Source organism: Cyanobium sp. NIVA-CYA 375, from assembly GCF_056108345.1.
Window position 1 is genome coordinate 18,561 of record NZ_JBSYHW010000003.1, and the last position, 20,473, is coordinate 39,033.

Annotated in this window: 26 protein-coding genes; 10 read left to right on the top strand and 16 right to left on the bottom strand. The window is 65.4% G+C overall.

The window, feature by feature from the left end:
- Position 1 precedes the first annotated feature (1 nt).
- Complete coding sequence (locus AC01FP_RS01480; RefSeq protein WP_474477275.1) at positions 2 to 415, top strand: VOC family protein; 414 nt, start codon at positions 2 to 4, stop codon at positions 413 to 415.
- Here the strand turns inward: AC01FP_RS01480 and AC01FP_RS01485 are convergent.
- Positions 408 to 1,244 (bottom strand): PfkB family carbohydrate kinase, encoded by an 837-nt coding sequence (locus AC01FP_RS01485; protein ID WP_474477278.1) that lies wholly within the window; start codon positions 1,242 to 1,244, stop codon positions 408 to 410. The two genes, AC01FP_RS01480 and AC01FP_RS01485, sit on opposite strands and share 8 nt — an antisense overlap.
- A 64-nt stretch (positions 1,245 to 1,308) precedes the next feature.
- On the opposite strand from AC01FP_RS01485, the gene AC01FP_RS01490 reads away from it, so the two are divergent.
- Genes AC01FP_RS01490 through AC01FP_RS01500 form a run of 3 tightly spaced genes read left to right on the top strand, consistent with a single transcriptional unit; the run spans position 1,309 to position 3,013 of the window.
- Positions 1,309 to 1,875: a PCC domain-containing protein gene (locus AC01FP_RS01490; RefSeq protein ID WP_474477501.1), complete on the top strand. Its 567-nt coding sequence runs from the start codon at positions 1,309 to 1,311 to the stop codon at positions 1,873 to 1,875.
- Positions 1,872 to 2,438, top strand: a complete 567-nt coding sequence (locus tag AC01FP_RS01495) for a hypothetical protein (RefSeq protein ID WP_474477281.1) — start codon at positions 1,872 to 1,874, stop codon at positions 2,436 to 2,438. The genes AC01FP_RS01490 and AC01FP_RS01495 overlap by 4 nt, the downstream gene beginning before the upstream one ends.
- Positions 2,435 to 3,013: a rhomboid family intramembrane serine protease gene (locus tag AC01FP_RS01500; protein ID WP_474477284.1), complete on the top strand. Its 579-nt coding sequence runs from the start codon at positions 2,435 to 2,437 to the stop codon at positions 3,011 to 3,013. The genes AC01FP_RS01495 and AC01FP_RS01500 overlap by 4 nt, the downstream gene beginning before the upstream one ends.
- A gap of 10 nt (positions 3,014 to 3,023) precedes the next feature.
- Here AC01FP_RS01500 and AC01FP_RS01505 read toward each other — a convergent pair whose 3' ends face one another.
- Positions 3,024 to 3,536, bottom strand: a complete 513-nt coding sequence (locus AC01FP_RS01505) for a TspO/MBR family protein (RefSeq protein WP_474477287.1) — start codon at positions 3,534 to 3,536, stop codon at positions 3,024 to 3,026.
- Positions 3,537 to 3,543: 7 nt separating this feature from the next.
- Between AC01FP_RS01505 and AC01FP_RS01510 the strand changes: the two genes are divergently transcribed.
- Positions 3,544 to 3,900, top strand: coding sequence for a hypothetical protein (locus AC01FP_RS01510; protein ID WP_474477290.1), 357 nt, complete (start codon positions 3,544 to 3,546; stop codon positions 3,898 to 3,900).
- On the opposite strand, the gene AC01FP_RS01515 is transcribed toward AC01FP_RS01510, so the two are convergent.
- The 4 genes from AC01FP_RS01515 to AC01FP_RS01530 form a co-directional block, all read right to left on the bottom strand.
- Positions 3,870 to 4,748 carry a GNAT family N-acetyltransferase gene (locus tag AC01FP_RS01515; RefSeq protein WP_474477293.1) on the bottom strand — a complete coding sequence of 293 codons (879 nt, stop codon included), beginning with the start codon at positions 4,746 to 4,748 and terminating at the stop codon, positions 3,870 to 3,872. The two genes, AC01FP_RS01510 and AC01FP_RS01515, sit on opposite strands and share 31 nt — an antisense overlap.
- Before the next feature lie 5 nt (positions 4,749 to 4,753).
- Complete coding sequence (locus tag AC01FP_RS01520) at positions 4,754 to 5,410, bottom strand: hypothetical protein (protein ID WP_474477296.1); 657 nt, start codon at positions 5,408 to 5,410, stop codon at positions 4,754 to 4,756.
- 61 nt (positions 5,411 to 5,471) lie between these two features.
- Positions 5,472 to 5,687 carry a Nif11-like leader peptide family natural product precursor gene (locus AC01FP_RS01525; protein WP_322765540.1) on the bottom strand — a complete coding sequence of 72 codons (216 nt, stop codon included), beginning with the start codon at positions 5,685 to 5,687 and terminating at the stop codon, positions 5,472 to 5,474.
- A complete protein-coding gene (locus AC01FP_RS01530) occupies positions 5,669 to 5,857 on the bottom strand; it encodes a hypothetical protein (protein WP_322765539.1) in 189 nt (62 codons plus the stop codon). Before AC01FP_RS01530 ends, AC01FP_RS01525 begins: the two co-directional genes overlap by 19 nt.
- A 130-nt stretch (positions 5,858 to 5,987) precedes the next feature.
- Between AC01FP_RS01530 and AC01FP_RS01535 the strand changes: the two genes are divergently transcribed.
- Positions 5,988 to 6,503 carry a tellurite resistance TerB family protein gene (locus AC01FP_RS01535; protein ID WP_474477299.1) on the top strand — a complete coding sequence of 172 codons (516 nt, stop codon included), beginning with the start codon at positions 5,988 to 5,990 and terminating at the stop codon, positions 6,501 to 6,503.
- Between the two features lie 27 nt (positions 6,504 to 6,530).
- Here AC01FP_RS01535 and AC01FP_RS01540 read toward each other — a convergent pair whose 3' ends face one another.
- The 3 genes from AC01FP_RS01540 to AC01FP_RS01550 are packed head-to-tail and all read right to left on the bottom strand — an operon-like array spanning position 6,531 to position 10,190.
- Positions 6,531 to 6,674, bottom strand: coding sequence for a high light inducible protein (locus tag AC01FP_RS01540; RefSeq protein WP_474477302.1), 144 nt, complete (start codon positions 6,672 to 6,674; stop codon positions 6,531 to 6,533).
- Positions 6,675 to 6,714: 40 nt separating this feature from the next.
- Positions 6,715 to 8,580: a DNA helicase RecQ gene (recQ, locus tag AC01FP_RS01545; RefSeq protein ID WP_474477305.1), complete on the bottom strand. Its 1,866-nt coding sequence runs from the start codon at positions 8,578 to 8,580 to the stop codon at positions 6,715 to 6,717.
- 14 nt (positions 8,581 to 8,594) lie between these two features.
- The gene (locus tag AC01FP_RS01550; protein ID WP_474477307.1) at positions 8,595 to 10,190 is read right to left on the bottom strand and encodes a glucose-6-phosphate isomerase; all 1,596 of its coding nucleotides are present in this window, start codon (positions 10,188 to 10,190) and stop codon (positions 8,595 to 8,597) included.
- 235 nt (positions 10,191 to 10,425) lie between these two features.
- Between AC01FP_RS01550 and AC01FP_RS01555 the strand changes: the two genes are divergently transcribed.
- The gene (locus AC01FP_RS01555) at positions 10,426 to 11,178 is read left to right on the top strand and encodes a helicase DnaB (protein WP_474477310.1); all 753 of its coding nucleotides are present in this window, start codon (positions 10,426 to 10,428) and stop codon (positions 11,176 to 11,178) included.
- Here AC01FP_RS01555 and AC01FP_RS01560 read toward each other — a convergent pair whose 3' ends face one another.
- From AC01FP_RS01560 to AC01FP_RS01570, 3 genes are read right to left on the bottom strand one after another with little or no spacing between them, the layout of a single operon-like run.
- Positions 11,179 to 12,057: an N-acetylmuramoyl-L-alanine amidase gene (locus AC01FP_RS01560; RefSeq protein WP_474477313.1), complete on the bottom strand. Its 879-nt coding sequence runs from the start codon at positions 12,055 to 12,057 to the stop codon at positions 11,179 to 11,181.
- Entirely contained in the window at positions 12,054 to 13,799 is a 1,746-nt protein-coding gene (locus AC01FP_RS01565; RefSeq protein ID WP_474477316.1) for a M61 family metallopeptidase, read from the bottom strand. Before AC01FP_RS01565 ends, AC01FP_RS01560 begins: the two co-directional genes overlap by 4 nt.
- Before the next feature lie 4 nt (positions 13,800 to 13,803).
- Complete coding sequence (locus AC01FP_RS01570; RefSeq protein ID WP_474477319.1) at positions 13,804 to 14,148, bottom strand: DUF1257 domain-containing protein; 345 nt, start codon at positions 14,146 to 14,148, stop codon at positions 13,804 to 13,806.
- 6 nt (positions 14,149 to 14,154) lie between these two features.
- On the opposite strand from AC01FP_RS01570, the gene purN reads away from it, so the two are divergent.
- Positions 14,155 to 14,829, top strand: coding sequence for a phosphoribosylglycinamide formyltransferase (gene purN, locus AC01FP_RS01575; RefSeq protein ID WP_474477322.1), 675 nt, complete (start codon positions 14,155 to 14,157; stop codon positions 14,827 to 14,829).
- Here purN and argC read toward each other — a convergent pair.
- On the bottom strand, positions 14,820 to 15,884 hold the full coding sequence (gene argC, locus AC01FP_RS01580) for an N-acetyl-gamma-glutamyl-phosphate reductase (protein WP_474477325.1): 1,065 nt from the start codon (positions 15,882 to 15,884) through the stop codon (positions 14,820 to 14,822). The genes purN and argC overlap by 10 nt on opposite strands.
- 157 nt (positions 15,885 to 16,041) lie before the next feature.
- Here argC and ribBA point away from each other — a divergent pair, with 157 nt between their 5' ends.
- Positions 16,042 to 17,646, top strand: coding sequence for a bifunctional 3,4-dihydroxy-2-butanone-4-phosphate synthase/GTP cyclohydrolase II (gene ribBA, locus AC01FP_RS01585; RefSeq protein WP_474477504.1), 1,605 nt, complete (start codon positions 16,042 to 16,044; stop codon positions 17,644 to 17,646).
- A gap of 1 nt (position 17,647) precedes the next feature.
- On the opposite strand, the gene AC01FP_RS01590 is transcribed toward ribBA, so the two are convergent.
- Entirely contained in the window at positions 17,648 to 18,088 is a 441-nt protein-coding gene (locus tag AC01FP_RS01590; RefSeq protein ID WP_474477327.1) for a peptidylprolyl isomerase, read from the bottom strand.
- A gap of 129 nt (positions 18,089 to 18,217) precedes the next feature.
- Here AC01FP_RS01590 and mtnP point away from each other — a divergent pair, with 129 nt between their 5' ends.
- Positions 18,218 to 19,141 (top strand): S-methyl-5'-thioadenosine phosphorylase, encoded by a 924-nt coding sequence (gene mtnP, locus AC01FP_RS01595; RefSeq protein WP_474477330.1) that lies wholly within the window; start codon positions 18,218 to 18,220, stop codon positions 19,139 to 19,141.
- On the opposite strand, the gene murQ is transcribed toward mtnP, so the two are convergent.
- Both murQ and AC01FP_RS01605 read right to left on the bottom strand, forming a co-directional pair.
- On the bottom strand, positions 19,120 to 20,049 hold the full coding sequence (gene murQ / locus AC01FP_RS01600) for an N-acetylmuramic acid 6-phosphate etherase (protein WP_474477333.1): 930 nt from the start codon (positions 20,047 to 20,049) through the stop codon (positions 19,120 to 19,122). The genes mtnP and murQ overlap by 22 nt on opposite strands.
- On the bottom strand, positions 20,046 to 20,441 hold the full coding sequence (locus AC01FP_RS01605) for a DUF3110 domain-containing protein (protein ID WP_474477507.1): 396 nt from the start codon (positions 20,439 to 20,441) through the stop codon (positions 20,046 to 20,048). Before AC01FP_RS01605 ends, murQ begins: the two co-directional genes overlap by 4 nt.
- Positions 20,442 to 20,473: the final 32 nt, after the last annotated feature.

The window sequence follows — 20,473 nt, forward strand, 5'->3', positions numbered from 1 at the left end:
GGTGCAAGACACCCCAAGCCTGAGCAGCTCTCTGGTGCTGGCTGCAGACAATCCCTCTGCCCTGGCAAGGTTTTACGCCAATTTGCTGGCGGTAGAGCCACTGCAGGGGCTTGGTGCCAGCCATTGGCGGGTGCCCTGGCCCGCCGGTGGCTTCCTGGAGATCTATGCCCCATCCCAGAGCCGGCCCCAAGCAAGGCAACCAGGCCGGCTAGCAACGTGCCTGCAGCGCAGCGTGGCTTGCGGCAACAACCCAGAAGCTGCCATGGCCTTGCTGCAAGCCTGGCTGACGAGCGCCATTGGGCTGGGCGCCTCGCTACTGGACGGTCCGCGCCAGGAGTCCTTTGGAGTGGAGGCCTGGCTGCTGGATCCGGAGGCAAACAGGCTGCTGCTGCTGGTGCAGAGCCAGGTTAGTTAGGGCGGGCATAGGGACCAAACACAACGGCGCACTCGGCGCCGCAGCGGGCGCCCAGGCCTATTGCTGCGGCTGCGGTCCAGCCAGCCGCCAGTCCAGCCAGCACCCCGGCTGCAAAGCTGTCGCCGCAGCCATAACTGTCGACCGGCGGGGCCACCAGGGCCTGGGCAGCGAAGCGACCGCCGGGTTCGCTCCAGCCACCAGCAGCCCCTTCGGTAGCGATTCGCAGTCGCGGGGGGCGCGATAGAGCGCCAGCAGGCACCTGCTCACCAGGATCAAGGGCGCTGCCGATCAAGGCATCGCAGCTCACCCCGCTGGCCTCCAAGAGCGGCAAGCCAACCCGTGGCGTGACGCCTAGCAACCGGGCCCGGCGGCAGTGCTGCAGGGCTGCCGCATCGGCCGCGGTCACAAAGACGCCATCGCAGCCAACCAGATCAGCCCAGGGGAGTGGGTCCCTAGCCAAAGGGGCCAGTCGCTCGCCGATCACGGTGATGCTGCGGTCACCGGCCCGATCCACAAAGCTCACGCCCCGGCGGGTTGGGGCATCCCGCCAGGCCACCTCCAGATCAAGGCTGAGCTCAGTGAGCCGCTCCGCTGAGCGCTCGCCGGTGGCGTCCCGGCCCAGGGAGGTGAAAAACCGCACCCGCTTGCCACTGAGACGGGCCAGCTGAACCGCCACCACCGCCCCCCCACCGGCGGGTTCCTCCAGAAAGGCGCTGGCCCGGTCGATCGAGCCAGCAACTGGCAGCTGCTCCACTGCCACAAAGCTCACCCACTCCACATGACCCACCACCGCCAGGTTGAGCGCAGCGAGGACGGAATTCGGGGCCATGGCAACAGGGCAACCTCACCAGCATGGGCCGGCGTAGCCTGCACCCCACCTGTCTGTGTCTGTTATGCATGCCGTGCCGCTGCACCTCCAAGCCGGCAGTGATGTGCGCCGCAGCCTGGAGCAGCTGGCCCTTGAGCACAACGCCGGCGGGTTTGTGCTGAGTGTGGTGGGCAACCTCTCCCAAGCCGCCTTTGCCTGCCCCGGCAATAGCGCACCCACGGTTTTGGCTGGTGAGCTGGAGATCATCACCCTGCAGGGCACGATCAGCCCGGATGGGGTGCACCTGCACCTGAGCTTTTCCGATGCCAGCTGCCAGGTGTGGGGTGGCCACCTCGAGCATGGCACCCTGGTGCTGCGAGGCGCCGACCTGCTGGTGGGCCTGCTCAGCTCAGCGCCTATTGCATCAGCCAGCAACGAACCGCGAGTGGAAATCGCCGGCCGGCCGGAATGCCCCTTTTCGCGCCGGGCCCTGCGCATGCTGCGCACCCTGGGCATTGCCTTCGTGGAAATCGAACCCGACGAGGCGGCTCCGGTGCCCCAGCTTTACATCGATGGTGTCCCTATTGGTGGCTACAACGAACTGGCTGAACTGCACAGCCGCGGCGAATTAGACGCGCTGCGCAGCCTGTGAGCCCTGAGTTACGGTTTGCCACACTGCAGCTAGGCACCAGTAAGGGCTGTGGCCTGGCCATCGGCGCCTATCCCCACTTCAGCTACGACGCCAGCGGCGGCGGAGGGACCGGCAAGCTCGGCCCAGGCCCAGCTGACGGCCCCCGAACCGTGAGCTTCGAGCCCTCAACCCTGTTGATTCCGCCGCTCAACTGGCGCACCACTCGGGTGCTGGGGCTGCCCCTGCCCCCGGGCCTGGAGATCGCCATCGCCCCTGAGCAGCTGGCGGGCAGCATCGATTCAGCAACAGGTGCTGTGCAACTGCGCTTCCGGGCCCGCTTTCGCTTCCGCATTACTGGGCTTTACCGCGCCCCCGACCTGCTGATAGACACCCTGCTGAGCACTGGCTCGGCGCAGGGTCAACGCCACCGGGCCCAGGGCCAGCCCATGGACGCCGATGGCACGGCCCTGCTGGTGGGAGTGGCGAGCGTGCCGCCGTGCGGCGACCCCTGGCTGGATCGCCTGCTGGGCCTGCCTGATGAAGCCCTTGCCATGCTGCGCTGCAGCTTCAAGGGCGAGCCGTGAGCGAATCTCTACCCCAACGTCTGGATCGCTGGATCGCCCGAGCCGGTTTCAATCTGCTGATTCCGCCGCTGATCTTGCTGATCCCCTGGCTGCAGGAGCTGGTGGACCAGTTGGTTTTCGGTGGCAACTGGAACCTGCCGATGACGCCCGGAGGCTCCTTCCTCGGGGTGCTGACAGCCCCCTTCAGCCATAGCGGTTTTGGCCATCTCCTGGCCAATTCGCTCACCTTTCTGCCCCTCTCCTGGCTGGTATTGCTGCGGGGCCGCCGCGACTATCTGGCTGTTTGGTTGGGGGTTTATGCCACGGCTATTCCCGTATGGCTGCTCTGGCCCAATGGCAGTCACGGACTCTCCGGGGTCGTGTACGGGCTGCTGGGCTACCTGCTGCTGATCGGCTGGCTGGAGAAGCGGCCCCTCTCCTTGCTCCTTTCGCTGCTGGCCCTGGTCACCTATGCGGGGGTGCTGCCGAGCCTGCTGCCGATTTTTTCACCGCCAGGGGTGAGCTGGATCGGCCACCTCAGCGGTTTTGGCGGTGGCCTGCTGGCGGCCCTGGCCGTGGCTCGCGAGTCGCCATAGGTGACCAGGGCTAGCGGTTGAGCTGACGCATCTGCCAGGTAACCCAGGTGCCCACCGGGCTCCAGAGCAGGTAAGGCAGCAGCAAAGCAGCCGCCAGCGAACTCACGCTAGCCACAGCCAGGGTGAGGGCCATGCCCCACACCCAGCCAGCAAAGCCAATGGCCGTGCCCCTACCCAGGCTGCGGCTACGGCAGATCACAAGCGTGTAGCTCTGCACCAAGACCAGCTGCACCAAGAAAGCCGCCATCCAGAGGCCGCTCCAGCTGGCCTGCCAGGTAAGCCAGGCCGAGAGGTAGAAGCAGGCGTAGATCAGCAGCCAAATCACGGGAATCAAGCCCTCAAACATCAGCCAGCGGGGGCGGCGCAGCCGAATAAACCAGGCAAAATCCTGCCGGCTTGGATTGAGACTCCACGCCACCGCCACAATCACCAACAGAATCACCAGGGCGGCGAGCACTGCAAAAAGAATCAGCTGCACCCCAGCCTGCAGGTTCAACGCCCGTGATGCAGCAAACCAGGCCACGCCAAAAATGACCCCAACCAGCAATCCAGATCAAGCCAGCCAGGAAATCAGCCAAGAAGTAATTCTTGCCGCCTCCAGTCCCTGGGTGGCCGTAGTGCTCAACCTGGTGCCTGGTTTAGGTACGGGATACATCTATCAACGCCGCTGGCGGGCTTACTGGATCAGCTCAGGCCTGGCAACTGCCTGGTTTGTGGCGGGAGGAGTACTAAGCCAAAACGTGGATGAGGTGTTGATGCCCGATTTAGTGCAGCAAAATCAACTGATCGGGCTAGGCGGCCTGTTGCTACTGGCTGTTGTTACTGCCACAGAGGCTGGCCTCGCCGCCGGCCGCGCTCAGCCCAGCTCCAGGCAGGCCAACCCGTAGACATCGCCAAGGGGAACCGCCGGCAGGCTGCCCCGATACATCCTCAGCGTCTCGGCGACCACCGCAAAGCCCAACTGCCGCAGCAAGGGCCCCGCCTCCTGATTGGCGGCAGGGGCATCGATCAACACCACGCCGGCATGGCGGGCCATCAGGGCGTTGAGAAGCTGGGCCGCCAGGGCAGGCGTGTCGGCGAGCAGGGGCCCGATCCGCCAACCCTCACCTCGATGCAGCAGGCAAGGGCGGATCCGGCCAAAACCGTGGCATGAACCATCTGGGCCGATCAGGGCCAGCACAGTGCCGGCTGGATGGTGCAGCCAATCGGCGAGAAAGTGGGGCCGGGGGCTGAGCTCCCGCTGGGCGTCATAGGTCTGCACGGCCCAATCGGGTATGGCTCTTCCCTCAAGCAGGCTCAGGCCCTCTGGAGTAGCGGCGGGCGGGATGTTGCCATCACTGATCCGCTGCCAGCGCTGGGTTGGCGACGCCGGTGCAAACCCCCAGCTGGCGTAGTCATCGATGCGATCGGGGGCGGCCTCAATGCCGATGCAAGTAAGGCCCTCCAGATGCTGCAGGGCACGCTGCCAAAGCTGGCGGCCAAATCCCTGACCCCGGTGCTCTGGTTGCACCAGAAACATGCCGATGAAGCCGTATTCGGCGTTGTAACGGACCCCTGCAATACAGCCGATCGGACGCCCGCTGAGGCAGCCCACCCAGAGCCCCTGGCGGTCGGTATGGCGGTAGATGGCTAGGTCTCCCTGGCCAGGCGCGAAGTGTTCAGCGCGGGCCCAGGCGATGACGTTGGCGAGATCGCCCTTCTCCAGGGCCCGAATCTGCAAAAGGGAGGGGGCCATCTGGCTCAGACGGAGCCATAGGCGATGTGGCAGCTGGCGTTGAGCACCTGGGCCTGGTCAGCAGTGGTCGGTGCCATGCCATTGATCAGCCCCTGCTTGCAATCGCTGGTGGCGGTCATCAGGGGCATACCGGCAACGCCGTAGGAAAATTTCACTCCACTAGGTGGCAGCGCTTGAACCGAGCCGTAGTCAAGCTGCAGGCTGGTTTGGGGCACCACGATCACGGTTGACTGCTGATACGCAGCTGCGTCGACAGCACTGGTGATTGCAGCAGCCGTGGCCAAGCTGCCCACCCCCCAGGCCACCGAACTGGCTCCCCACCAGGGCCAGGCCGCTGGATAGGGCCGGTACCAGCCGGTGCTCCAGGTGCGGGACGACCAGTAACCGCCTTGGCGGCCCCAGGCCGGATTCCAGGCAGATGCCCCTGGGGCGCGGGTGAGACCTGCTCCAGGGGCGCCCCAGCCCACACCAGGCCGAGCTCCCGCTCCGGGTGCTCCTACTCCTGGTGCTCCCCAGCCCGCCCCTGGACGCACCCCCGCACCGGAGCCCGGCCCGCCAAAGCCGCCGCCACCCATGGGGCGGGCCAGAGCGGCCAAGCTGCCAGCAGCTGCCACGACAAGCCCTAAGCCAATCGCCGAGATCAGTTCCGCTCGCTTGCCCATGGTGATGTTGCTGCGTTCACTAGAGGTGGTCTAGCCGCGAACGAAGCCCACGGCACGGCAGCTAGTTGTATTCGCCAGGCAGGTCCTGCTTAATGACCGTTACGCGGCCTACTTTTTTACCTGAGAGCCGCAGCAGCTCGTCGCCAGAAAATTCAAAGCCCAGGCCTGCCCCGATCTGGGCCACATCATCAGCAGTAGCAGCGGCTTGCACGGCTTGCCGGAGCGACTGGTCATCCTGAACCTTGCCCAGGAAGGCCTTCAGCTGATCGAGGGACATGGGATCTCGTCGACAGTGCGATCCAGGATGGCGACCACATCTTCGTCGACCTGGGCCAGGCGCTCGAGCACTAGCTGCAGATCAAGGGCGGTGAGCTCGCCATCGGGCTGCCATTTGAGGCAGGTGCGTCCCAGGCAGCTGGTTGTCAAAACTTGGGTGGTGTGGACCATGGCCCACCTCCATTCTGTGTTCAATTCATCATGATCCCGATTGCCACCGTTGTATGCCCCCTTCTGGGGAGCATTTCCGCTGAACGGAGCCAAGGGCTGGCCAAAATGGCCCAAAAGCCATCCCTGCGCCATGGGCAGCTCAGAACGAGAACGTCAGCTTGACCTGCTCAGGGTGGTTTGTTGCGTGGCCTGGGCCGATGGCGATGTTTCCGCAGACGAAAAGCGGCTGCTCGAGAAACTCGTTGCCAAGTACTTCCCCTGTGGAGATGGCTCGGAGGCAAACCAGGAAGCTGCGCGTCAGCTAGCTGCCTGGACAGTGGACTCTTCCGTGCTGGCGGAAGTGATTCCCAGGCTCACTAGCGAGGAAGACCGGGCTCTGGCCCTGAAACTCAGCTACATGATGGCCAAAGTGGGCCAACGGCCTCAGGACAGTTCGCCGATCAACTCAGAAGAAAAAGCCCTTTACCGGCAGCTGGTGGAAGCTCTTGGCCTGGGTGAAGCTGGAGTGGCTGAAGCCGAATGGGCCGCTGAACAGGAGCTGTCTAGCGGCAAAGGGATATGGGCTGCCCTAGGGGCAGCCTTTGCAGGTCTCGGTGCCTGGCCCAGCCAGGAAATGCTGGAAACCCCGGGCATGCAGTGGCTTTGACGCCAGCTGGTCAGGCCCGATCGGGACTCAGCCCAGGCCAATTTGGCCCAGGATGCCCTGGCCGGTGAGCAACTCGGTGCCCAAACCGATCACAAAGCCGAGCATGGCTAGGCGGCCGTTCCAGGTTTCGGCAAAAGCGACGAAACCAAAGCGGGAAGTTGAATCAGTCATGAAAAGAATCCTTAAGGAAACGTGAACTTATTGTAACGCCTCATGAAGCTGGCGTTTGTGTTTCTTGATGCAAAAGCGCGGCATCCAAGCTCGCCAGCAGCGCCTCTCCATAGCGATCGAGCTTGGCCTGGCCCACGCCGCCGATCCCGGCCAGCTCCGCCAGCGAGCGGGGTCGGCGGGCCACCACCTCCACCAGGGTGCGGTCGTGGAACACCACGTAGGGAGGCACTGCCTGCAAGCGAGCCTGCTCGCGGCGCCAATCCTTTAGGGCCTGCAACACCGGTGCCGCATCAGCGGCCAGCTCCGCCGGGGCAGGGGCCTGATTTGCTCCGGGCTGGCGGCGCCGCTCCCGCCGCGGCGGCGGCAGCCGCAGCCGCAGCTGGGTCTCACCCCGCAGCAATGGCTTGAGCCGCCCGTCCTCACCGAATCCCAGGGCCCCGTAGCGCTCGGAGTCGGCCTGCAGCAAACCTTGGGCCACCAGCTGGCGAAACAGGCTGCGCCACTGGCCGCGATCAAGCTCCTTGCCAATGCCGTACACACCCAGCTGCTGGTGGCCGAGCTCGCGAATCCGGGCCGTATCTGCCCCCAGCAGCACATCCACCAAGTGGGCGGCACCAAAGCGGCTGCCCGTGCGGTACACAGCCGATAGGGCCTTACGCACCGACTCGGTGGCATCGACGGCCGTATCTGGCTCAAGGCAGAGATCGCAATTGCCACAGGGCTCGGGCAGGGCCTCGCCGAAGTGGTTGAGCAACACCTGACGGCGGCAGCCGCTGGCCTCGGTGAAGCCAATCAGGGCATCGAGCTTGCCGTGCTCAACCCGTTTTTGCTGCTGCTCCGCGTCGGAGTCGTCGATGAAGCGGCGCAGCTGGGGCACATCGCCGCCGCCATGGACCATCCAGGCCAGGGCCGGCAGGCCATCCCGGCCGGCGCGGCCAGTTTCCTGGTAGTAGGCCTCCAGGCTTTTGGGCAGGTCCACGTGGGCCACAAAGCGCACATCCGGCTTGTCGATGCCCATGCCAAAGGCGATCGTGGCAACCACCACCACGCCGCTTTCGCGGCGGAAGCGCTCCAGAGCGGCGCTGCGCACCGCCCCATCCAATCCGGCGTGATACGCAACGGCGTCATATCCCGCCGCCTGCAGATCGCGGCAGAAGCCATCCACCCGGTTGCGGGAGCGGGCATACACGATTCCTGAAGCGCCGCGGTGATCGGCGAGCAGCTCAAGCAATTGGCGGCGAACGTCGTCCTTATCGCGCAGCAGATAGCGGATGTTGGGGCGATCAAAGCTGGCCAGAAACACCCGCCCCTGCTCCAGCTGCAGCCGGGCGCGGATCTCGTCTCGGGTGAGGGGATCGGCCGTTGCGGTGAGTGCCAGCCGAGGCACGGCGGGAAATCGCTGGGCCAGCACCGAAAGCTGCAGGTATTCCGGGCGGAAGTCATGCCCCCACTGGGAAACGCAGTGGGCCTCATCAATGGCAAACAGGGCTAGGGGTAGGGCAGCCAGCCGCTCAAGGGTGTCCCCCGCCAGCAAGCGCTCGGGAGATAAATAGACCAAATCCAGTTGGCCCGCCCACAGCATGCGCCAGGTGTTGGCGGTTTCCTCAGCGCTACAGCCCGAGTGCAGCGCCGCAGCCCGCACCCCCGCCTGACGCAGCCCCTCAACCTGGTCTTGCATCAGGGCAATCAGGGGCGAAATCACCACCGCCGTTCCGGCTCGGCATAGGGCCGGGATCTGGTAGCAAAGCGATTTGCCCCCACCGGTGGGCATCAGCACCAGGGCCGAGCCACCAGCCACCACATGCTCAACAATCTCCTGCTGGGGCCCGCGAAAAGCGCCGTAGCCAAATACCTCGCGCAGCACCTGCCCGGGAGAGGCCGGGCTCGTCGCAACGGGCTCTGGCATGGGAATTTCCCTAATCAGACCTTGGCGAACTTCATCGCCGCCGGAGAACCCCAGTCACCAGTCACCTGATAGCCACGGGGATTGGCGCAGAGGTGGCGCAGGATCCAAAACAGGCTCTCTGGGCTATCCGTGCCCAGGGCCAGCTGCAACTCCTGCAAACTGCGCTCCTGGCCATCGCTTAGCAGGGTCTCGAGCCGCTCTTGCAGGGCCAGGATCAGGGCTGCTGCCTTTTTGCCGGCCTCCACCCCCGGCTGGTCGTAGGCGTTGACATTTACCAGTTCGGCGTAGAGACCGACGGCGCGCTCAAACAGGGCGATCAGGGCACCGAGGGCTGTGGCATCAAAGCGGCGCAGGGTGATCGAAAGGCTCTGGCGGCCGCCTTCCATCAGGGCCGAACGGGTGCCCTGCAGGAAGCCATCGAGGAAGTCGCCAGGGATCTCATCACCGATGGGCGGGATATCGCTGGGCTCTTCCAAGGCCTCGATGAAGGTCACAAAGAAGTTGTCGATGCCATCGCGCAGCTGCTGCACGTAGGCGTGCTGGTCGGTCGAGCCCTTGTTGCCGTAGACGGCAATGCCCTGGTGCACCACCTCACCGCCGCGGTCGTGCTTCTTGCCGAGGCTCTCCATCACCAACTGCTGGAGATAACGGCTGAACACCTCCAGCCGATCGCGGTAAGGGAGCACAACCATGTCGCGCTTGCCCTGGCCATGGCCGGCCACAAACCAGGCTGCAGCCATCAGGGCCGCCGGATTATTAAGCAGATCTGACACCCTGGTCAAAGCATCCATCCGGGCGGCACCGGCCAGGAAGCCGCGCAGGTCGGCACCCACTAAGGCGGCGGGGAGCAGGCCAACGGCACTGGTAATGCTGGTGCGACCGCCCACCCAGTCGAACATGTCAAAGCGGCGCAACCACTGCCCAGCTACGGCCACCTGGTCGAGCTTGCTGTCGAGCATGGTGACTGCCACAGCCTGACCGGCCCACTGCCCGCCCCGGGCCTCGAGCCGGGCCTGGGCTTGCTCCATGCCGATGTGGGGCTCAGGGGTGCCGCCCGACTTGCTCACCACCACCACCAAGGTGGTGGCAAGGCGGCCGTCCAGGGCCGCCAAGGTGCGGCTCATGCCGGCGGGGTCAACGTTGTCAAAGAAGTGGAAGGGGAGACCCTGACCCTCTTCCTGCAGGGCGCGCACCATCAGCAGCGGGCCGAGGCCAGAACCGCCAATACCGATCCAAAGCACGTCGGTGAAAGGTTGGCCATTGGGAGCACAGAGGCTGCCGTCGAGCACCGCGCGGCCAAAGGTCTCGATCCGGTCCACCTCGGTGTTGATGTGCGCGGTGGTGGCGGCGTCTGGTGCCAGCTCTGGGTTGCGCAGCCAGTAGTGACCAACCTGGCGCTGTTCATCCGGATTGGCGATCGCACCACCCTCCAGGGCGGCCATCGCCGCAAAGGCCAGGTCGAATCGGGGAGCCAAGGCATCGAGATCGGCCTGGCCGATCGCCATGCGACTCACATCTAGCCAGATACCAAGATCGCTTTCATACCAAAGCAAGTCGCAGAAGCGTTGCCATTGGATCTCGGCGCTGGAGCCATCAAAATTGGCAAGCATGGGCTTGCGGCTCAAGCCGCTCTCGTCGCCAGAACTTAGATCTGACCCAGGCCGAGCACCAGCCCTGGTGCCGGACGGAAGACCGTTCCATAGGCAAAGGACTTGCCAAGAACACTTCCTTAAGATCCGTAAGACTTTAGATAGTTTTGTGCCGAACCCTTCCAGCCAACGGGGTTGGCTTGCCTATGGCAAGCGGCTGGTCGGGATTAGGCGGTTTTGCGGACTTGCTGCAGCCGTGCTTGCGGTTGCAAGCTTGCCCCTCGCCGGCGGGCCCAATGCCCCCTTGCTACTGCTAGATCCCGGGCTCAGCGGCAGCATCAGCTCCGCCCCTGGGGAAGGCCAAATTGGCGATCCACTGCAATTTTCTCCAGACGAACTAAAGGAGTTGAAGCGTCGTTTTGGCGTCCATGGCCCCCAGCCCCGGCTGGCTCAATTGTTTACCAGCGGCATTGACCAGCTGGAACCACTACGCAGCCACACCTTGGGCCGCTTGGTCGAGCTTCGTCCCCTGATCCTGGCCGAATCCCAGCGCCAAATGGTCAATCCGCTGTTGGTTGCTGCTGTGTTGTTTGACGAAATGCGGCACGCCAAACCGGGTGAGGATCTACCCCTAGCGGCCCATTCCGGCTTGTTCAGCACCCACGGCCCGGCCCAGCTCGGCCTGGGCGAAATGGTGCACCAGGGCCTGCTGCAGCCCGATGCCTCCGAAGCCGAAATTACCGAAGCCCGCAACCAACTGCTCGATCCGGAACGCAACGTGGTGCTGCTAATTGGCAAATTCGCCCGCCTCAGCCGCGCCCTCGAGTTGCCGCAGCGCCCCCTCCAGGCGAGCGTCAATCCCCGGGACGCCAAGGCCCTGGCCACCCTTGCCTACCTACATAACGGCAAGCTCGATTACCCCCGCCGCATCCTGCGCACCATGCAGGACCCCGAGCTCCATGCCCTGCTCTATGCCACCCGCAAGCAGGCCCCAGCACCACTGATCTGATTAGCGGTTACAGAGCAGGCCAAGGTTTTGCAGTCGGCTTTGCAACTCAGACCAACGGAAGCTGCGGGGATCGGCTCGCTCCCCACCCAGATCCACCGCCTGGTGGGTGGTGATATTTGCAGGGGGTATGGGGAAACGCTGCATCCAGCCCGCTAGCAGGGCCGCCAGGGCGTCGTATTGGGCTGGGGTGTAGCCACTGTGAGCTGGCCCAGCGTCTTCGCCATCGAGGGGCGTTTCCAAGCTGATATGCAGGGCGAAATTATTGATCGAGCCACCCACCTTGGCGTTGGTAACTACCCAGCGGCCGTTAAAGGCCGAATTACCAGCTCCAAAGGCCCGTTTGGAAGGATCGAGCAGCTGCACCACTGAGCCATCTCCACCGATCAAGGTGTGATAGCTCACCTGGTCTTCATCACGGGGATGGGGCGTCACGAAGGTGTTGATGGCCGAGCCGATGCCATAGACCGTTTCGTGGAGCACCACCAGCTGAGGAGTCGGATCCACCGGATTGCCGTAGGCATCACGATTAAATCGCTCGCCGAAATTAGTGGGGTGGATCTGCACCCGCACCGAGGAGCTCTGCACCCTTTCGGCCAGCTGCTGCAGCTTTAAGCGCTGAGCAGGATCGCCAGGAGCGCAACTCGCCACCAGTGGCGATTGCCATGGCCGGTGGGCCGGAGGCCCCGGTGCCGCCCGTCGGCCCGGCTCTGGGGAAGAAGGAGGCTGGCGCACCTCTTCGAGCAGCTCGAGCAGGCTGGGGCGCTTTTGACCGCCACTCGGTTGTGCTGAGAGGTCCCGGGCCAGCCAGCCAAGCCCACCCAGGGCAAGCATGGCGCCAGCGCCTAGGGCAATCCAGAGGGGCCTGGGGCTGGAATTCATGCAGCTTCAAGGCCCAGCCAGCGGCGGCGGCGCTCGGCACAGACTTCGGGAGTGCCCAGCTCCGAAGTGCCGGGATCGAGCTGGAGCTGCCAGCTCTCGACTGGCGGCGCCGTTGGCAGCAGCACGGTGCTGCGCACCAAGCCATCCCGGCAAAACAGCAGCTGGTGCGGAATCAGAGGAGCCTCTGGCCGCAGATGCACCATCAAATCGTCAATGGTGCGCAGGCGCAGGCCATCGAGGGCAAGCCATTCATCGCCCACTACCAGCCCCGCCCGTTGGGCCGGTCCATCGCGGCCCACCCGTTGCACCACCAGCCCACCGCTGCCTGGCTCCAGGCGGCAGCCCAGCTCCTGGTTGCCGGCCAGCCGGGGGGTAAGCCGCAATCCCACATCGGCCAGATAGCCAAACAGGGGCGGATCTTCACATGAGTTGAGCCAGTGGGGCAACAGCTCGGCCAGATCGGGCGCCTGGCTGGCAAAGGCAGCAATCAGGTCTGCCTCCTGGTAGCCCCGCCCTACGGCGCCATGGCTGGCCCAAAGCTGCCGCAGCACCACGGGCAGGCCGCTGCCGGTACGGCGTAGGTGCAGGTCCAGCACCAGGGCCAGCACCGCACCCTTGAGGTAGTAGCTCACCTGGCTGTTGGGGGAGTAGGCATCGGGGCGGTAGAGCTTTACCCAGGCCTCCTCACTGCTGGCGCGCAGGCTCTGCAAGCGCCGCCCAGCACTGAGCAGATAGCGGCTCAGATCCGCGCCCAGATCCTCGAGCAGCTCCGCCTCGCTGCTGCAGCCGGCGCAGTGGGGCAACAGCTGATCCACATAGCTGGTGATTCCCTCGGCAAACCAGAGGGTGGGCACCACCACCGCCTGGTCGTAGCGATAGGGGCTTAATTCGGCGGGCCGCAGCCGGCGCACGTTCCACTGGTGCAGGTATTCATGGGCGGCTAGCTGCAGCAACTTGCGGCGCCCATCAGGCTTGGCCAGGACCCGGCGGCCAAACTGCAACACCATGCTGTAGTCGTGCTCCAGGCCGCCATAACCGCTTTCGGTGAGGTGCAGCACAAACAAGTAGTGGTCGGCCGCAGGTCGCTCCACCCCCATCAAGCGGCAGCAGGCCAGGCAAACCTTTTCGAGGTCGTTGAGCAGCTGGGGATCACTGTCGAGTAAGTCGCCGCCCTGCAGATCGCGGCCCCAACTCACCCAGCGATGGGGCACGCCGGCGACGCTGAAGTGATGGAGGCGATGGGGACCAACCTCCACCGGCGTATCAATAAGTTGGTCGAAGTTGGCGGCAAGCCAGCCCTGCGCCGGGCCCTGCAGCTCCGGCAGGGGCACGAAGGCCTCCCAGCTGGGCGGCAGGCTGAGCTGCAGCCGGTGGGGCGACCAGCGCTCCCCCTCCAGCTCCAGAACAACGGCCGCCAGGGCCAGAAAGCCGTGGTCGCCATCAAGGTGGCAGGTGCGCACCGTGAGCTCAGCGGCCAGCACCGCGTAGCTGATTTCGATGGGTTCGAGGCTGGGCAGCTCTAGCTGCCAGCCGCTCGGGCTGGTGCGGCGCGGCTCTAAATGGAGTCCAGCCTGGGTGATTTCCAGACCCTCAAGCTGGCGCACGTAGTCGCGGATCAGGTAAGAGCCAGGGGTCCAGGCCGGCAGGGCCAGGCGCAGGCTCAGCTGGCGGGGGGTATGGAGAAGGCAAACCCGCACCAGGTGCTGGTGGCAGGCGGTGAGATCGAGATGCAGCTCGGGCACGACGTCAGTACGCCAGGCTCACCTGGACCCCTGGAAACTCGCTGGCGGCCTGGCTCAGGGCCAGCTCGGCGGCGTAGCGGCGGGTGATGGCGCCAAGCAGGCGTTGCAGGGTCTGGGAGCGGCTAAGGCGCTGCAGGTCGCCGACCAGGGCAAGGGAGCCGTCGTTGTGGCGCTGCCAGCCCAGCCGTTCACCACCTGGCAAAACAACTTGCAGAAGAACGGGTTGGAATTCGCCGGCAAAACCTTTGAGCACCCCGCCATAGATGGGGGTATGGCCCAGGGCTACCAGGCTGGCGGCGAGCCCTTCGGCATCGCGCAGCACTGTGGGCAGGATGGTGAGGTGGGACACGGCGCAATGCCCGCTTTTTCAGACCCTAGCGATCAAGAGACCTGCGTCCAGTGGCCATTGCCACCGGAATTGCCAGCGGATTGGGCCAGCGCCCAGCCAATCCTGCGGCTGGGGGTGATGGCTTCCGGAGCCGGCAGCAACTTTGAAGCCCTGGTGCAAGCCTGCACTGACGGCCGGCTCCAGGCAGAGGTGGCCCTGCTGGTGGTCAACAACCCCGGCTGCGGTGCCCAGCAAAGGGCCGGGCGTCTCGCCATACCTTGCCAAGTGCATGACCACCGCAGCGTGGCCAGCCGCGAAGCCCTCGACCAGGCCCTGGTGGCGGCTTTTCAGGCAGCCGGCGTTGATGTGGTGGTGATGGCGGGCTGGATGCGCGTCGTGACGCCCACCCTGATCGGCGCCTTCCCCGAGCGTCTGATCAACATTCATCCATCGCTGCTGCCCAGCTTCCGCGGCCTTGATGCGGTGGGCCAGGCCCTGGCAGCGGGAGTCACCCTGGCCGGCTGCACTGCCCACCTGGTGTGCGAGGAGGTTGATGCAGGACGAATCCTGGTGCAGGCGGCGGTGCCGGTGTTAGCAACGGACGACCACGCCAGCCTCAGCGCCCGCATCCAGCGCCAGGAGCACCGCATCCTGCCCCTGGCGGTAACCCTCACCGCCCAGCACCTCGCAGCTCAGGGATAGAAGGGCAGCAACGGCAGGCCGGCGGTGGGCTCAAGCCCGGCCATCAAGTTGAGACATTGCACCCCCTGACCCGCCTGCCCCTTGATCAGGTTGTCGATGGCAGCCATCACGATCAGCTGGCCGGTGCGGGGATCCACCTGCACTGAGAGCAGGGCCCGGTTGGTCTGGCGCACCCATTTGGTGGAGGGGTAGGTGCCCACCGGCAGCACATCAACGCAGGGAGCTTGGCGGTAGGCCGAAGCCAGCAGGGTGGCGCAGTCTGCGGCGGTGAGGCCTGGGTCGCGCAGACGGCAGTAAACGGTGGCCAGTAGGCCCCGCACCATCGGCATCAGGTGCGGGGTGAACTGCAGCTGGATCTCATGGCCCGCCACCCGGCTAGCCAGCTGCTCAATCTCACTGGTGTGGCGGTGGCCCACCACCCCATAGGGAGCCACCGCCTCGGAGCATTCCGCCAGCAGCAGGTGCTCCTTGGCAGCCCGACCACCACCGGAGGTGCCGGTTTTGGCGTCGATCACGATGCCCGTGGTGTCGATCAAACCCTGCTTCAAAAACGGCAGCAGGGCCAGCAAGGAGGCCGTGGGGAAACAGCCAGGAGCAGCTACCAAGCGGGCGCCACGAATCGCCTCCGCCTCCCATTCGGGCAGGCCATAAACGGCCTCAGCGCAGAGCGCGTCATCGCTGCGGGGCAGCTCCCGGGCCTCGCTGGCATACACCTCCTGCCAGCGGCCCAGGCTGCTGAAGCGATAGTCGGCGGAAAGATCAACCACCCGCACACCCCGCTGCAGCAGCGGCGGCACCAGCTGGGCCGCCAGGCCATTGGGCAGGCTCAGCACCGCGAAATCAGCCGCCGCGGCGATGGCATCCGGGTCTGGGGTTTGCACCACCGGATCGCCGGCCAGGGGCAGAAAGGGCACCAGCTCACTCCAGCGCTTGCCGCTGCTGCGCTCGCCACCCAGGAAACTGACCTCCAGGGCAGGGTGCTGCTGGAGCAGGCGCAGGGTCTGCAGGCCTCCGTAGCCACTGGCGCCGATTACCGCAACACGCTTGTTGGCCATGGCAAGGCCCGGGGGCAGGACGAAGGGGCTTTATAAAGGATGATTGCGCCAGGGCCCAGTCCCCGCCCGCACCCCGTTGACCCTCCTGCGCGACCCGAGTTCCTCGCCCTTGACAGCCGGTTCCGGGCCGGAGCTTGCCTTGAACGGGGAAGAGCGAATCGCTTTTGATTCCGTTGCCGATGGTCTCGCCGCGATCCGCAACGGCGAATCAATCGTGGTGGTTGACGATGAAAATCGAGAAAACGAAGGGGATCTGATCTGCGCGGCGCAGTTTGCTACGCCCGAACAGATCAACTTCATGGCCACCGAAGCCCGGGGCTTGATCTGCCTGGCCATGGAGGGCGACCGGCTCGACGCCCTGGATCTGCCTTTGATGGTGGACCGCAACACCGACAGCAACCAGACCGCTTTCACGGTGAGCGTCGATGCGGGCCCAGAGAACGGCGTCAGCACGGGAATTTCCGCCGACGATCGCGCCCGCACCATCCAGGTGGCGATCCACCCCCACACCCGTCCGGCCGACCTGCGCCGGCCAGGCCACATCTTCCCGCTGCGGGCCAAGCAAGGCGGCGTGCTGAAGCGCGCTGGACACACCGAGGCCGCCGTCGATCTAGCCCGGCTTTCGGGCCTGTATCCGGCCGGCGTGATCTGCGAAATTCAAAACAGCGACGGCTCCATGGCCCGGCTTCCCCAGCTGGCTGCCTACGCCAAACGCCACGGATTACGCCTGATCAGCATTGCCGAACTGATCAGCTACCGCCTCGACACGGAGCGCTTCGTGCAGCGCCAGGCGGAAGCGGCCATGCCCAGCGCCTTCGGCGACTTCCGGGCCATCGGCTACCGCAACCAACTCGATGGCAGCGAGCATGTGGCCATCATCAAGGGCCAACCGCAGCTGGCTACAGAGCCGGTGCTGGTGCGGGTGCACAGCGAGTGCCTCACCGGGGATGCCTTTGGTTCGCTGCGCTGCGACTGCCGGCCCCAGCTGGAGGCGGCCCTGCGCATGATCGAAGCCGCCGGCGTTGGCGTGGTGGTGTATCTGCGCCAGGAGGGCCGCGGCATCGGCCTGATCAACAAGCTCAAGGCCTACTCCCTGCAGGACACCGGCCTCGACACGGTGGAAGCGAATGAGCGCCTTGGCTTTGCTGCCGACCTGCGCAACTACGGAGTTGGCGCCCAGATCATCAGCGACCTAGGCATACAGCGCCTGCGCCTGATCACCAACAACCCGCGCAAGATCGCTGGCCTCGGTGGCTATGGCCTACAGGTGGAAGACCGGGTGCCGCTGGTGATGGATGCCGGCAGCCACAACGCCGCCTACCTGCAAACCAAACGCATCAAACTTGGCCATCTGATGGGTGATGGTCCCTCCTGTCCGATCGGCGGACCCACGGCAGTGCTGGCCTGGCACGGCCAGGTGGCCAGCAGCGGTCAGCTGGAGCAGCTGCAGCTTTGGGCCCTGAAGCAGGGGCTGCAGGTGGAGCGAGAGGAGCATCCAAGGCTGCTGGCCCTGCTCGACCAGCCCCAGCTGGCGGTGCTACTTAGTGGCCTCGACCATGCCGGCAGTGGAGTGGGGGCCGTTGCTGCAGCGCTGGTGCTGATGGGCGACTGGCCCAAAACCGAACGGCTGAGCCTGCTATTGGCCCCTGACGGCCAACGCAGCAGTCACCCCAGCGCTGATCTGGAGTCAGAGCAGCGGCCCCTTGCAGATCTGGGCACCGACCTGATGGTTCAGCCCGGTGCCTTTCTGGTTTGGCGCTAACTCAGCCCTGAATGGTCACATTGTTGATACGGCTGCCGTTCTTGAGGGCCGTGACCACTTCCATGTTGCCGGTGAGGCCAAACACGGTGTGCACGCCATCGAGGTGGGGCTGGGCTCCGTGGCAGATATAAAACTGCGAGCCGCCCGTGTTCTTGCCGGCATGGGCCATGGCCAGGGTGCCCGCCTGGTGCTTCTGGCTATTGATCTCGCAGTTGATCTGGTAGCCGGGGCCGCCGGTGCCGGCGGTGCCACGGGCGCCTTCACGGCTATTGGGGCAACCGCCCTGGGCCATGAAGCCGGGGATCACACGGTGGAAGGCCAGGCCGTCGTAGAAGCCCTCCTTGGCGAGCTTGGTGAAGTTGGCCACGGTGTTGGGTGCATCGGCCTCGAACAGTTCGAGTTCGATGGTGCCGGCGTCTGTCTCCATCAAGGCTTTGGTCACGGCGGCAGGGAACAAAGGCCGACTTTATGGGGTGGCAAGGGCCAAGCGGCTGAAACGCCGTGCTGAGAATGGGGCAAGCTCCTACCGGATCAATCCCTTACAACGCCCCGTCGCCAGACCCCGCCGCCGATGAGTAGCCCCACCCCCAGCTCCCCCCACGGCATCGATCTCAGCCGGGCCCGCCTGGGGATCCTGGGGGGTAGCGGCCTCTACGCCATGGAGGGTCTCGAAGACATTCAAGAACTCACGATCGAAACGCCCTACGGCGCCCCCTCCGATGCCCTGCGCCTCGGCCGTATCGGCGATCTGGAGGTAGTGTTCTTAGCCCGCCACGGCCGCCACCACAGCCACACCCCCAGCGAGGTGCCCTACCGCGCCAATCTCTGGGCCCTGCGCTCCCTCGGCGTGCGCTGGATCCTGTCGCTGTCGGCAGTGGGCTCCCTGCAAGAGCCATTTCGCCCCCTAGACATGCTGGTGCCAGATCAATTCATCGATCGCACCCACCAAAGGCCTCTGACGCTATTTGGCGAGGGGCTGGTGGCCCATGTGGCTTTTGCCGAGCCCTTCTGCCCGGTGCTCAGCCGCCTGCTGGCCGATGTGGCCGAAAGCCTGATGCCAGAAGGCCGCAAGTTGCACCGCGGCGGCACCTACCTCTGCATGGAGGGGCCCGCCTTCTCCACCCGGGCCGAATCGGAGCTCTACCGCTCCTGGGACTGCGCCGTTATCGGCATGACCAATCACACCGAAGCGCGCCTGGCCCGGGAAGCCGAGATCGCCTACGCCACCCTGGCGATGGTGACCGACTACGACTGCTGGCACCAGGAACACGCCTCGGTGACGGTGGAAATGGTGATCGCCAACCTGCAGGCCAACGCCAGCCTGGCCCAGCAGATCGTGCGGCTAGCTGCCCAGCGGGTTGAGGCCCAGCGACCCAGCAGCAGCGCCCATCAGGCCCTGCGCCATGCCCTGATGACAGCCAAGGAGCAGGTGCCCGCCGCCACCCGCCGCAAACTCGACCTATTTACGGCCCCCTACTGGGGGCCTTTCAGCTGAGCGCCGCAGGCCGCCAGGGCCTGGCGCAGGGAAGGGCCATGGCTGGCCAGATGGGCGGCGGCTGAGGCCGTATCCAGGGCGCTTGCGGCCATCAGCAGGGCCAGCTTCACCGAGCCGCCGCTCTGCTGCAGCAGTTCCCTGCCGCGCTGGCGCTCCAGCCCCGCCAGATCGCGCAGGATGCGCAGGGCCCGATCTTCCAGCTTGCTGTTGGTGACGGCCACATCCACCATGCGGTTGCCGTGCACCTTGCCCAGCCGCACCATCACGCCGGTGGAGAGCAAGTTCAGGGCCATCTTCGTGGCGGTGCCGGCCTTGAGCCGGGTGGAGCCCGCCAGCAACTCCGGGCCCGTGAGCAGGCGAATGTCGATGGAGCAGGGCATCGGCACCTGCTCGGCTGGCACGCAGGCCATGGCGATTGCCAGGGCTCCAATCGCCTGGGCGTGCTCCAGGGCCCCCAGCACGTAGGGAGTGGTGCCGCCAGCAGCGATGCCCACCAAACAATCGGCCGGGCCAAAGCCGCGCTCCTCCAGGTCGCTGCGGCCAGCAGCTGCCAGATCCTCCAGCCCCTCGGAGCTGCGCAGTAGGGCTGGGGCGCCGCCAGCGAGCACGCCCTGCACCAGCTCCGGCGCTGTGCAGAAAGTTGGCGGACACTCGGCGGCATCGAGCACCCCAAGCCGGCCGGAGGTGCCCGCCCCTAGGTAAAAAAGTCGCCCGCCAACCTGCAAACGCGCCGCGATGGCATCAACGGCGGCAGCCAGGGCCGGGGCCGCCGCTTCCAGGGCCCGCTGGGGCTCCCGTTCGTTGGCACAAAAAAGGCCCACCAGCTCGTCGGTGGGCAGCTGGTCGAGCCGCTCGCTGAGCGGATTGGCCTGCTCGGTGAGCAGGTGGCCGCGATCTGGCCCGCTCACAGCAAGCCCTCCAGCTGGCGCCGGAAGTCTTCGAGACTGGGATCATCAGCGGAGCCCTCGCCATCGCGCTCCTGCTGCTCCTGCCAGTTGGTTACGTCCATGTTGCGCTCAGGCGGAGCGAGCAGCAGCCGGTCTTCGGCGCTCTGGGGCAGGAAGCCGGCGGGCACAAAGCGAGCCTCATAGCCCGCCTCGCCGCAGAAAAGCTCCATCTCTTCGCGGTCGAGGGATTCCACGGTGGGCACCGGGAAGTCCTGGGCTTCGAGCAGACCGGCGTAGCGCTCCGCATCGTCGCCGTCTTCAAACAGCAGCACCACCGTGCGGCCATTTAGCTCCAACGAATGGATGCCTTCCTGATCGGTTCCAGCATCGAACAGCAGCACATGCACCGGCATGGGTCGCGGCATAGGGCATTGACCAACTCAGT

Coding starts and splice junctions, on each gene's coding strand:
- AC01FP_RS01485 (WP_474477278.1), bottom strand. CDS start 1,244: ATGGCCCCGAATTCCGTCCTCGCTGCGCTCAACCTGGCGGTGGTGGGT.
- AC01FP_RS01490 (WP_474477501.1), top strand. CDS start 1,309: ATGCATGCCGTGCCGCTGCACCTCCAAGCCGGCAGTGATGTGCGCCGC.
- AC01FP_RS01510 (WP_474477290.1), top strand. CDS start 3,544: ATGACCCCAACCAGCAATCCAGATCAAGCCAGCCAGGAAATCAGCCAA.
- AC01FP_RS01515 (WP_474477293.1), bottom strand. CDS start 4,748: ATGGCCCCCTCCCTTTTGCAGATTCGGGCCCTGGAGAAGGGCGATCTC.
- AC01FP_RS01520 (WP_474477296.1), bottom strand. CDS start 5,410: ATGGGCAAGCGAGCGGAACTGATCTCGGCGATTGGCTTAGGGCTTGTC.
- AC01FP_RS01525 (WP_322765540.1), bottom strand. CDS start 5,687: ATGTCCCTCGATCAGCTGAAGGCCTTCCTGGGCAAGGTTCAGGATGAC.
- AC01FP_RS01530 (WP_322765539.1), bottom strand. CDS start 5,857: ATGGTCCACACCACCCAAGTTTTGACAACCAGCTGCCTGGGACGCACC.
- AC01FP_RS01535 (WP_474477299.1), top strand. CDS start 5,988: ATGGGCAGCTCAGAACGAGAACGTCAGCTTGACCTGCTCAGGGTGGTT.
- AC01FP_RS01540 (WP_474477302.1), bottom strand. CDS start 6,674: ATGACTGATTCAACTTCCCGCTTTGGTTTCGTCGCTTTTGCCGAAACC.
- recQ (WP_474477305.1), bottom strand. CDS start 8,580: ATGCCAGAGCCCGTTGCGACGAGCCCGGCCTCTCCCGGGCAGGTGCTG.
- AC01FP_RS01550 (WP_474477307.1), bottom strand. CDS start 10,190: ATGCTTGCCAATTTTGATGGCTCCAGCGCCGAGATCCAATGGCAACGC.
- AC01FP_RS01560 (WP_474477313.1), bottom strand. CDS start 12,057: ATGAATTCCAGCCCCAGGCCCCTCTGGATTGCCCTAGGCGCTGGCGCC.
- purN (WP_474477322.1), top strand. CDS start 14,155: ATGCCCGCTTTTTCAGACCCTAGCGATCAAGAGACCTGCGTCCAGTGG.
- argC (WP_474477325.1), bottom strand. CDS start 15,884: ATGGCCAACAAGCGTGTTGCGGTAATCGGCGCCAGTGGCTACGGAGGC.
- mtnP (WP_474477330.1), top strand. CDS start 18,218: ATGAGTAGCCCCACCCCCAGCTCCCCCCACGGCATCGATCTCAGCCGG.
- AC01FP_RS01605 (WP_474477507.1), bottom strand. CDS start 20,441: ATGCCGGTGCATGTGCTGCTGTTCGATGCTGGAACCGATCAGGAAGGC.